Source organism: Corallococcus exercitus (assembly GCF_003611585.1).
In the GTDB taxonomy this organism is placed as follows: domain Bacteria; phylum Myxococcota; class Myxococcia; order Myxococcales; family Myxococcaceae; genus Corallococcus; species Corallococcus exercitus.
Genome location: NZ_RAVW01000353.1, coordinates 1 through 10,467, shown reverse-complemented (window position 1 = coordinate 10,467; position 10,467 = coordinate 1). Strand labels below are relative to the sequence as shown.

Here is a 10,467-nt window from a genome sequence, read left to right as displayed (position 1 = left end):
TCCGTCACCTTCGGCGCCGTCACCCCGGTGATGGCGCCGAAGGTGACGGACGCGGAGCTGCTGGCGGTCTGGGAGAAGTGGAAGGCGGCCCGCTCGCGCAACGACCTCGCGGCGGCGGAGGCGGCCCAGAAGGAGCTGCTCACGCTGCGCGAGGAGGTGCTCGCCTCCGACCTGGAACCCCTGAGCATGGGCTTCGTGCGCGAGGCCGGGGTCCGCCGCCGCGCCGGGGACCTGACGGGCGCGCTCGCGCTCCTGGACGTGGCCGTGGCCCTGTCGCCGGGGCTGCCGGCCGCGCGCTTCGCCCGAGCGGAGACGTACGTGGTGGAGGATCCGCTGAACGTGCCGCGCGCGCTGGGCGAGTGGAAGACCGCGCTCGTGACGCTGGCGAAGGACGCGCGCTACCGCAGGCCCGCGCTCACGGACCTGGGCGCGCTGGTGCTCGCGGCGTGGGCGGCCACGGCGGTGGCGGTGGTCTCGGTGCTCTTCCTGCGGCGGATCCGCTACGCGCTGCATGACTTCCACCACCTGTTCCCCCGGGCGGTGACGCGCTGGCAGTCGGGCCTGCTGGGCCTGTTGCTCCTGGCGCTGCCCGCCGTCCTGGGCGCGGGCCTGGTGCCGGTGCTGCTCGTGCTCTTCGCCTCGGTGGCGCTGTACGTGGGCCGCGCCGAGCGCTGGGTGGCCGCGGTGCTGCTCGTGGGCCTGGGGGTGATGCCGCTCGCCGCGGGGACGCTGGCGCGCTTCACCGTCTTCGCCGGCACGCCCGCGGAGGACGTCTACCTGCTGGAGCGCGGGGGCCTGTCCGCGGAGGGCGCCGCGGCCCGGGTGCGCGCCCGCGCGCAGGCACGCACCGCCCGCTTCCAGGAACTGGGGGCGCTCGCGTACTACGAATCGCGCCGGGGCCTCCTGGAGGAGGCGCGGACGGACTTCAAGGCCGCCTCCGCCCTGAAGGAAGGCGACGCGCGGATGCTCACGCGCTTCGGCAACACGCTCCTGGGCCTGGGCGACGTGGACGGCGCGGTGCTGCTCTACACGCAGGCGTCCAAGGCGGATCCGTCCATGGCGGCGCCGCACTACAACCTGGGGCAGGTGTACCGGCGCCGGGCCCGGCTCCTGCCGGATGATCAGCTGGGCAAGGAGCTGGACCGCTCCACCTCCGCCATCGCCACCGCGCAGTCGCTGGATGACTCGCTCCTGCGCCGTGAACCGCCGCCGGAGGACCGCCCGCTGCTCAACCGCCTGCTGCTGTCTCCGACGGTGCCGGAGCGCGACTGGATGGACCTGGCGGACGGCACCCAGGAGGGCGCCCGCGTGGAGTCCCAGGTGGGCCGCTGGCTGTCGCCCGTCCTGCCGGCGGGCCCGGTGGGCTGGGGGCTGACCGCGGCGCTCGCGGCGCTGTTCGCCCTCTTCGGTGAGGCCTCCTGGCGCATGAAGGCGTCGCGCGGCTGCGAGCGGTGCGGCCGGGCCGTCTGCCAGCGCTGCGACAAGGACCTGGGCGTGGGCAGCGCGATGTGCGGCCAGTGCGTCCACGTCTACGCGCGCAAGAGCCAGGTGCCCAAGGAGTTCCGCTCGCGCAAGCAGGGCGAGGTGGAGCGCCACCAGGCCTGGACGAAGCGCGTGACGTACGCGCTGGGCGGGCTGGTGTCCGGCGCGGGCCACGTGGGCACGGGCCTGCCGGTGCGCGGCGCCCTCTACGCCTTCATGTTCAGCTTCGCGCTGGCCGCGCTGGTGCTCCACCGCGGGCTCGTCCGCACCCCGTACGGGGACGCGCCGCTGTACCTCAAGCTCGTGCCCGCGGGCACGGTCCTCTTCTTCGTCTACCTGCTGACCCTGCGCGGCCTGCGCCGGCTCCAGCGGGGGGAGGCCTGAGCCATGGCTCTGAAGGGCACCCTCAAGGATTTCGGCATCGGCGACATCCTGCAGCTCATCGGGCAGCAGCAGAAGACGGGCACGCTCCACCTGCGCAACAAGGACCAGGAGGTGCGCGTCGGCTTCCAGGACGGCCACATCATCAAGGCCGAAAGCCTCACCCGGAAGCGCAAGGAGCTCATCGGCGCCATGCTGGTGCGCGCCGAAATCATCACGGAGACGCAGCTGGAGGCGGCGCTGGAGGTCCAGAAGCGCACCCTCAAGCGGCTGGGCGACGTGCTGGTGCAGAGCCACGCCCTCACCGCCGAGCGCTTCCAGCACATGGCCCAGCTCCAGGTGACGGAGACGCTCTACCGCCTCTTCACCTGGAAGGCGGGCACCTACGAGTTCATCCAGGAGCCCGTGGAGCCCGGCCCCGACGGCATCACCCCGCTGCGCGCGGAGACGGTGCTGATGGAGGGCTTCCGGATGGTGGACGAGTGGCCCGTCATCCGGAAGCGCATCCACCGCGACGACATGACCTTCGAGCGCGTCAAGGCGCTCCCGCCGCCCCGCAACTCCGACGAGGGCGGGGAGCTGGGTGTCATCGGCCCTTCGGAGCGCCACGTCTACGAGGAGATCGCCGTGGGGCGCGACCTGCGCCGCATGGTGGACCTCTGCGGCCTGGGCGAGTTCGAGACCTGCAAGGCGCTCTACAACCTGGTCAAGGGCGACTACGTGCGCGCCATCGACCCGGAGGGCCGCGCCCCCGTGCCGGACGACACCCGCCTCGTCGCCCGGGTGGCGGGCTCCGTGGGCCGCGTCGCGGTGACCATGGCGGTCATCGCGGGGCTGGCCTTCATCGCGACCCGGTGGGTCGGGGCGGGCGGTCAGGAGCCAGGCGCCTCCCGTCTGGGGGATCCTGCCGCCCAGCGTCAGATTGCCCACGCGCAGCGCGTCCGCATCGAGGCCGCGCTGGAGGTGTTCCAGCTGGAGAAGGGAACCCTCCCGGAGCGGTTGGATGCATTGGTGGATGCCGGATTGTTGGGTCCGGAGGAGCTGCGCTACCCGTGGCGGGAGGAGTACTATTACCGCCGCACGGCCGCCCGGCAGTTCGTCCTCCTACCGCCCGTGCGCTAGCCCGCGGGCAGGCTCGCCGTCGTGAGACGGCGGGCGTGGGGGGAGGGGCGGCGTTAAATTGAGGGCGAGCGATCACTGAACGAGGAACGACGCGCATTGCGAAATCCCGCCACGCTGGAAGTGCCCGCCACTCGCGCTGAATCCACCCCCACCTCCGCCAAGGTGGACGTCCGTGACAACGAGACGACCCTGGCCCTTTGCGGAAACCAGAACGAAAACCTCAAGCTGATGGAGCGGCGCCTGGGGGTCCGGGTGGGGCAGCGCGGTACGGAGCTGCTCCTGTCGGGGCCCGCGGACGCGGTCGCCTTCGCCGTGCGTCTGGTGGAGAACCTGGAGGAGATGATCCGGGCCGGGCGCACCGTCTACCGCGAGGACGTGGAGCAGGCCATCAAGGTCCTGGGCCGCGGCTCGGAGTCGCTGCAGGAGGTCATGCTCGGCACCGTCCTCAAGAGCTCCGGCAACCGGCAGATCGCCCCCAAGAGCATCGCGCAGAAGCGCTACGTGGACGCCATCCGCGCCCACGACATCGTCTTCGGCGTGGGCCCCGCCGGCACCGGCAAGACGTACCTCGCCATGGCCATGGCGGTCGCCTTCCTCCAGGAGCGCAAGGTCAAGCGCATCATCCTGGCGCGCCCCGCCGTGGAGGCCGGTGAGAAGCTCGGCTTCCTGCCCGGCGACCTGGCGGAGAAGGTGAACCCCTACCTCCGTCCGCTCTACGACGCACTGCACGACATGATGGCCGTGGAGCGCGCGCAGACGCTGGTGGAGCAGGGGGTGGTGGAGGTGGCGCCGCTCGCGTTCATGCGCGGCCGCACCCTCAACGACGCCTTCGTCATCCTCGACGAGGCGCAGAACACCACCGTGGAGCAGATGAAGATGTTCCTCACCCGCCTGGGCTACAACAGCAAGGCGGTCATCACCGGCGACGTGACCCAGGTGGACCTGCCCACGGGCAAGGCGTCCGGCCTGAACCACGCGCGCTCGGTGCTGAAGAACATCGAGGGCATCCACTTCTCGGAGTTCTCCGACGTGGACGTCGTGCGCCACCCGCTGGTGCAGGAGGTCATCCGCGCCTACGAGCGCTCCGAGGCCCAGAAGGAAGCCCACGCCGCCCGCGAGGCCGCTGTCCCGGCGGACGGCTCCCAGGCCTGAAGTCGCCCCGTCTCACCCGCCACCCCCGCTCCCGGCTCGCGCCAGGGCGGGGGTGGAGTCGTTGGGCGACCCACATCTCCACCTGTTGGTTTACCCGCATTTTTCGCAGAGCGAACTGGCGTCCGGGCGGCGGCTGTCCCACCCTCACGAATTTTCCCCGTCGCTGCTTCCTTGTAGGGAGCCTTGACGTCTTCGCAGGGTGAGGAGTTCCCCCATGGCCGATCCTGAATCACCAACCCCCGGGCCCAGTCCGCTGGACGCGCTCGCGGTCCGCCTGGGGCTCGGGCGCAGTGGGGATTGGGGCCGGCGCGTCGTGCAGGGCCTGCTCCTGCTCGTCGTCTCCGTGGGCGCGGGCTTCGTCATCTCCCCGGGCCTCTACAGCCAGCAGATTCCGGCGCTCACCCAGGAGAACGTGGGCAAGCCGTTCCGGGCCAACTCGCCCGCCGGGTTCAAGGCCGCGCGCGACTACGACATCGTCCACCAGGCGATGACGGAGCAGCGCCGCCGCGAGGCCCGGAGCGCCGTGCGCCCGGTGTACGACCTCAACCCGGCGGTGGTGGGCAACCTGCGCGCGTCCGTGCGCGCTGGGTTCGCCTCCGCGCGCGACCACCTGGCGGAGGAGAAGGAGGCCCACGCCGACGAGGCCCCGCCGGAGGAGGGCGCGTCCAAGCGCCGCCGCCCCGCGCCGCTGACGCCGGAGGCCCTGGAGCGCCAGCGCCACGACCGCGAGGAGATGCAGGCCCGGTTCCTGGAGCAGCTCTTCGGCCAGCGGGACGCGGGGCTGGAGAACGAGGACTTCCAGGCGCTCGTCGCCAACGGCTTCTCGGAAGAGGCGGAGGCCGCCACCCTGGTGCTGCTCGACCGCGCCTACCGCGCGGATGGCAGCCAGGTGTACGTGGCCGGCTCGCGCGAGGAACTGGTGCGGGAAGCGCCCCAGGGCCTCACCGTGCGCGACGTGCAGCACAAGAACGAGGACATGCTGCCCACGGGTGCCTCGCAGGTGGTGGACATCCGGGAGGCGCACCAGGAACTGGACCGCTTCGCCTCCGTGCCCGGCAACGTGCTGCCGGACGCCCCGGCGGTGCAGCGCCGCGCGGTGCTGCGCATCGCCAAGCGGCTCGTGCGCCCCAGCCTGACCATCAACATCGCGGAGACGGACCTGCGCCGCCGGCTCGCGGGCGACGCGGTGAAGGACGCCGTCATCGCCATCAAGAAGGGCCAGCGCGTCATCGGCGACGGTGAGCTCGTCAACGAAACGCACCTCGTCATGCTGCGCGGGATGCGCGCGCAGACGGACCGGTTGGATCTGCTCCAGCTCCAGGTGGGCGGCACGGGCCTGGTGGCCCTGCTGGTGGTGTGCTTCTACGGCTTCTGCCGCGCGGCCTTCCGCCGCTTCCGCCCCACGCGCAAGGACGGCATGTTGCTGGGCCTCCTGCTGGTGGGCCTGCTGGGCCTGCTCCAGGTCTGGGTGTCCATCGCGGACGCGGTGCAGGACCGCTACACGGCGCTGCCCATTGAAGCGTTCTATTACGCCTTCCCGGTGGCGGCGGGCGCCATGCTGGTGCGCTTCATCCTCGCGCAGGAGCTGGCGCTGTTCTTCGCCATGGTGTTCGCGTGCCTCGCGGGCGTGATGCTGGGCAACTCGCTGGCGTTCGGCATCTACACGCTGGTGGGCTCGCTGGTGGCGGCGGACCGCATCGTCAAGGCGAAGGACCGCGTGGGCATCTTCCGCGCGGGCCTCGTCACGGGCATCGCCAACCTCATCGCCGTCCTGTTCCTGTTCCTCGTGGAGGGCAAGGGCCTGGCCGGGGACACGGTCGTCACCGCGCTGTGCGCGTTCTTCGGCACCGCGCTGGCCGTCCCGGTGACGGTGATGGCGCTGACGCCGCTCATCGAGGCCACGTTCGGCTACGCGTCGGACATCAAGCTGCTGGAGCTGGCGAACCTGAACCACCCGGCGCTCAAGGAGCTCATCGTCCAGGCGCCCGGCACGTACCACCACTCCATCATCATCGGCACGCTGGTGGAGAACGCGGCGGAGACGATTGGCGCGAACCCGCTCCTGGCCCGCTCGTGCGCGTACTACCACGACATCGGAAAGGGCCGGAACCCGCTCTACTTCGGGGAGAACCAGAAGGGGGAGAACCGGCACGACGGGCTGGCGCCCGCGATGAGCGCGGTCATCATCAAGCGCCACGTGACGGAAGGGCTGGAGATGGCGCGGCAGTACCGGCTGCCCAAGCTGGTGGCGGACGCCATCCCCCAGCACCACGGCACGCGCACGGTGGGCTTCTTCTTCCACAAGGCCCTGAAGGAGCAGGAGGGCAAGGAAGGCGCGCCCCCCATCGACGAGAGCATCTACCGCTACCCGGGCCCCAAGCCGCAGTTCCGCGAGGCGGCGCTGGTGATGATCGCCGACGCGGTGGAGGCCTCCACCCGCTCCATGCCGGACCCCACCAGCGCGAAGCTCCAGGCGCAGGTGCAGAAGATCATCAACATCATCTTCTCCGAGGGCCAGCTCGACGAGTGCGACCTGACGCTCAAGGACCTGAACCTCATCGCCCAGTCCTTCCTGCACACGCTGGAGGGCATCTACCACACGCGTCCCGTCTACCCGGCGGGCGCCATGGGTGGGGGCAAGGGTGGGAGCGCGCCGCTGATGATGGCGCCCGCGCCCGCGAAGACCGAAGCGAAGGACACGAAGGTGCGAACGGCGGGCATGTCATGAGCCGCAAGGTGGAGGGCGTGAAGCTGCGCAAGGGCAAGGTGATTCCGCGGGACGACGGCAAGCGCATCGAGGAGTTCGTCGGCGTCGCGAGCACGCAGACGGAGTCCGCGTCGGTGGCGCGCATGCGGGCCCCGCCGGGCTGGAGCGAACCCGCGCAGACGCCGGAGTTCGACGAGGTGGTGCTCGTGCTCACGGGCGAGCTCACCCTCGTGGTGGACGGCAAGCGCGAACGCATTGGCGCGGGCGAGGTGGGCCTGGTGCCGCGAGGCAAGCGCGTCGTGTACCGCAACGACAGCCAGGGCGCGTGTGACTACTGGTCCGTCTGCGCGCCGGCGTTCCGCGTGGAGCTGGCCCACATCGAGAAGCCGGAGCCCAAGGCGAAGGCCTCGGACAACCAGGTGACGGTGCAGGTGGCGCACGGGCAGGGCGAGGACTACGAGCGCCTGCTCACCACCTGGGGCCGCGACTACCTGAAGCGCCTGGGGCTCACCGGCTGCGAGCTGTCGCTGTCGCTCGTGGGGGACCGGGCCATCCGCCGGCTCAACCGCACCTGGCGCCAGAAGGACAAGGCCACGGACGTGCTGTCCTTCCCGGCGGGGGACCAGCCCAAGGGCACCCCGGGCCCGCGCCCGCTGGGCGACGTGGTCATCTCCCTGGACACGGCGAAGCGGCAGGCAAAGGAGTACGGCCGCACGCTGGAGTCGGAGATGGGCCGCTACCTCGCGCACGGCCTGCTGCACCTGTTGGGGCATGACCATGAGAAGCCGCGCGACGCGAAGCGCATGGCCGCCCTGGAGGAGCAGCTGTTGGGCGAGCGGGGCATGGTGGCGGACTCGCTGACCATCGACTCGCGCGCCCGCCGGGCGAAGCTCATCTGAAATCCCGCCGGGGGGCTTGCGGCCCCCCGTGCCTCCTTCCGGGTGGCCGACACCCGTCCGGCCCCGCCGTTGAGTCGGGGGCCGTGCGTGATAGGTAGTGGGCGCCCGCCTTCCGCGTGTTGGATGGAACGATGCCCCGCCTGTCGTCTCTCGTCGTCGCAAGCCTTTTGGGTCTCCTGCTGACCGCGTCCTCCGCGCGCGCCGCGTCGGTGCCGCCATGGGGCACGGGCGAGAGCCGGGGCGAGGACCTGTCCATCTGGCTGGTGACCTTCAGCCCCGGCGACGACGTCTTCTCGTGGTGGGGCCACGGCTCGCTGGTGGTGGAGGACCGCGCCCGGAACCTGCAGCGGCTCTACAACTACGGGATGTATTCGTTCGACGACCAGACGGTGGTGCGCTTCGCCAAGGGCCGCCTGGAGTTCTGGGTCGGCGAGTCGAGCGTCAACGGCACCTTCCGCTTCTACAAGTCGGAGGGGCGCGACGTGCGCGTGCAGGAGCTCAACCTCACGCCCGAGCAGCGCGTGACGGTGGCGAAGAAGCTGGCGGACAACGTGCTGCCGCAGAACCGCGACTACCTCTACGAGCACTACAGCGACAACTGCGTGACGCGGCTGCGCGACATGATCGACGTGGCCGTGGGCGGCCGGCTGTCGGAGGCGGAGAAGGCCCCGGCGCGCATGACGCTGCGCGAGCACACGCGGCGCTACACGGCGGTGAGCCCGCCCATGAGCTTCCTGCTCGACTTCATGATGAATGACTCCATCGACAAGCCCATCACCCGCCGCGAGGAGGCCTTCCTCCCGGACGAGCTGGAGCAGCAGGTGGCGGAGCTGAAGGTGCCGGGCCCGGACGGCAGGCCCGTGCCGCTGGTGGAGAAGCAGTGGGACTACTACGCGTCCTCGCGTCCCCGGCCCCCCGCTCGGCCGCCGGCCTTCGGCCCCTACATCCTCGCGCTGGGGGTGCTCCTGGGCGGAGCGGCCCTGGGGCTCGCCGCGTGGGAGCGCAGGGGCAGCCGCGCGGCGCGCATCCTCCTGGGCCTGGAGAACGTGGTGGTGGGGCTGGTGCTGGGCATCCCCGGGCTGGCGCTCGTCATCATGTGGGTGGGCACGAACCACGTGGTGACGCACCACAACGAGAACCTCTTCCTGGCCAACCCGCTGACGCTCCTGGCCGTGCCGTACGGCCTGCGCCTCACCTGGAACAGCGCGAAGGCGCGGGCGCGGCTCAAGTGGGTGTGGGGCCTGCTCGCGGTCACGGGCGCGCTGGGGCTGGTGCTCAAGGTGCTGCCCTGGTGTGACCAGGACAACTGGCGCGCCATCGCGCTCATCCTGCCCATCTCCCTGGGCATGGCCGGCGCCTTCTGGCTGGACCGGCTGCGGGCGCTCGTGCCAGGAACAGCGCGCACGCCGCCCCGTCAGGATGCGCCGGTGTCGTCGCTCAAGGCCTCCTGAAACACCCCGGCATTCCCAACTGTTTCGATACGAAGGAGACGACGAACACCATGGCGAACGATTCGATGGAGAAGATCAACGCCCTGAAGGAGCGCCTCAACGCGCTCCGGGGGCATCTTTGACCTCGACCGCAAGCGGTCCCGCATCGCGCTGATTGAGCGTGACTCCACGCAGCCCGGCTTCTGGGATGACAACACCAAGGCCCAGGGGCTCCTGAAGGAGAAGTCCACGTTGGAGGCCAGCGTAGGCGCCTTCGACAAGACGATGCGCGGGCTGGATGACGCGCAGACGCTGCTGGAGCTGGCGGCGGAGATGAACGACGAGGCGAGCGCGCAGGAAGCCGAAGGCTCGCTCGCCTCGCTGGAGGCGGAGGTCGCGAAGCTGGAGCTGGCGCGGATGCTCTCCGGGCCGCAGGACCACAGCAACTGCTTCATGGACATCAACCCGGGCGCGGGCGGCACGGACTCGATGGACTGGGCCGCCATGCTCATGCGCATGTACACGCGCTACGGCGAGACGAAGGGCTGGAAGGTCGAGATCAGCGACGCGTTGCCGGGCGAAGAGGCGGGCTTCAAGAACGTCTCGCTGCGCATCGAGGGCGAGAACGCCTACGGCTACCTCAAGGCGGAGGTGGGCGTGCACCGGCTCGTGCGCATCAGCCCCTTCGACGCCAACGCGCGCCGGCAGACGGCCTTCGCGTCCGTGGACGTGTACCCGGAGGTCGACGACAGCATCCAGATCGACCTGCCGGAGAAGGACTACGAGTTGAAGTTCATCCGCGGCAGTGGCGCGGGTGGCCAGAAGGTCAACAAGACGTCGTCCACGGCGCAGCTGCGGCACCTGCCCACGGGCATCATGATCACCTGCCAGACGGAGCGCTCGCAGTCGGCCAACAAGGACATGGCCTTCCAGATCCTGCGCGGCCGCCTGTACGAGCTGGAGATGAAGAAGCGCGATGCCGAGCGCGACGCGGCCGAGGCGGCCAAGAAGGACATCTCCTTCGGCTCGCAGATCCGCAGCTACGTGCTGGCGCCGTACCGCATGGTCAAGGACCTGCGCACCGGCGTGGAGACGGGCAACGTGGACAAGGTGCTGGACGGTGACCTGGACCAGTTCGTCACCGCACAGCTCCTGGGCGTGAAGAACCCCAACCGCAACGCCTCCGCGGAATAGGGCACCGGCCACTTCCAGACACCTCCCACCCCTCCCGGGCCTAAGGTCCGGGAGGGGTTTTTCGTGCCCGGGAACCTTTTTCGCGGGGCCGGTGTCAGGG

Annotated in this window: 7 protein-coding genes; all 7 read left to right on the top strand. The window is 70.5% G+C overall.

Annotation, left to right across the window (positions count from 1 at the left end; translation table 11 throughout):
• Nucleotides 1–1,866 (top strand): tetratricopeptide repeat protein (locus D7W79_RS31690; protein ID WP_120529109.1); only part of this gene is annotated, 1,866 nt, incomplete at its 5' end.
• A 3-nt stretch (nt 1,867–1,869) separates the two neighbouring features.
• Nucleotides 1,870–2,985 carry a DUF4388 domain-containing protein gene (locus D7W79_RS31685; RefSeq protein ID WP_120529108.1) on the top strand — a complete coding sequence of 372 codons (1,116 nt, stop codon included), beginning with the start codon at nt 1,870–1,872 and terminating at the stop codon, nt 2,983–2,985.
• A gap of 96 nt (nt 2,986–3,081) precedes the next feature.
• Entirely contained in the window at nt 3,082–4,137 is a 1,056-nt protein-coding gene (locus tag D7W79_RS31680) for a PhoH family protein (RefSeq protein ID WP_120529107.1), read from the top strand.
• A 214-nt stretch (nt 4,138–4,351) separates the two neighbouring features.
• Nucleotides 4,352–6,865, top strand: coding sequence for an HD family phosphohydrolase (locus tag D7W79_RS31675; RefSeq protein ID WP_120529106.1), 2,514 nt, complete (start codon nt 4,352–4,354; stop codon nt 6,863–6,865).
• Nucleotides 6,862–7,743, top strand: a complete 882-nt coding sequence (gene ybeY, locus D7W79_RS31670; RefSeq protein WP_171438147.1) for an rRNA maturation RNase YbeY — start codon at nt 6,862–6,864, stop codon at nt 7,741–7,743. Before D7W79_RS31675 ends, ybeY begins: the two co-directional genes overlap by 4 nt.
• A 131-nt stretch (nt 7,744–7,874) precedes the next feature.
• A complete protein-coding gene (locus D7W79_RS31665; RefSeq protein WP_120529105.1) occupies nt 7,875–9,194 on the top strand; it encodes an Lnb N-terminal periplasmic domain-containing protein in 1,320 nt (439 codons plus the stop codon).
• 50 nt (nt 9,195–9,244) lie between these two features.
• Nucleotides 9,245–10,367, top strand: a protein-coding gene (gene prfB, locus D7W79_RS31660; RefSeq protein WP_244222080.1) for a peptide chain release factor 2 whose coding sequence is annotated in 2 segments (ribosomal slippage) — nt 9,245–9,313 and nt 9,315–10,367 — 1,122 coding nt in all. Because the reading frame shifts where the segments join, the coding sequence is not laid out codon by codon here.
• Nucleotides 10,368–10,467: the final 100 nt, after the last annotated feature.

What these genes read in the sequence shown, in the direction of transcription:
- D7W79_RS31665 (WP_120529105.1), top strand. Translation starts at nt 7,875, where the DNA reads ATGCCCCGCCTGTCGTCTCTCGTCGTCGCAAGCCTTTTGGGTCTCCTG.
- ybeY (WP_171438147.1), top strand. Translation starts at nt 6,862, where the DNA reads ATGAGCCGCAAGGTGGAGGGCGTGAAGCTGCGCAAGGGCAAGGTGATT.
- D7W79_RS31675 (WP_120529106.1), top strand. Translation starts at nt 4,352, where the DNA reads ATGGCCGATCCTGAATCACCAACCCCCGGGCCCAGTCCGCTGGACGCG.
- D7W79_RS31685 (WP_120529108.1), top strand. Translation starts at nt 1,870, where the DNA reads ATGGCTCTGAAGGGCACCCTCAAGGATTTCGGCATCGGCGACATCCTG.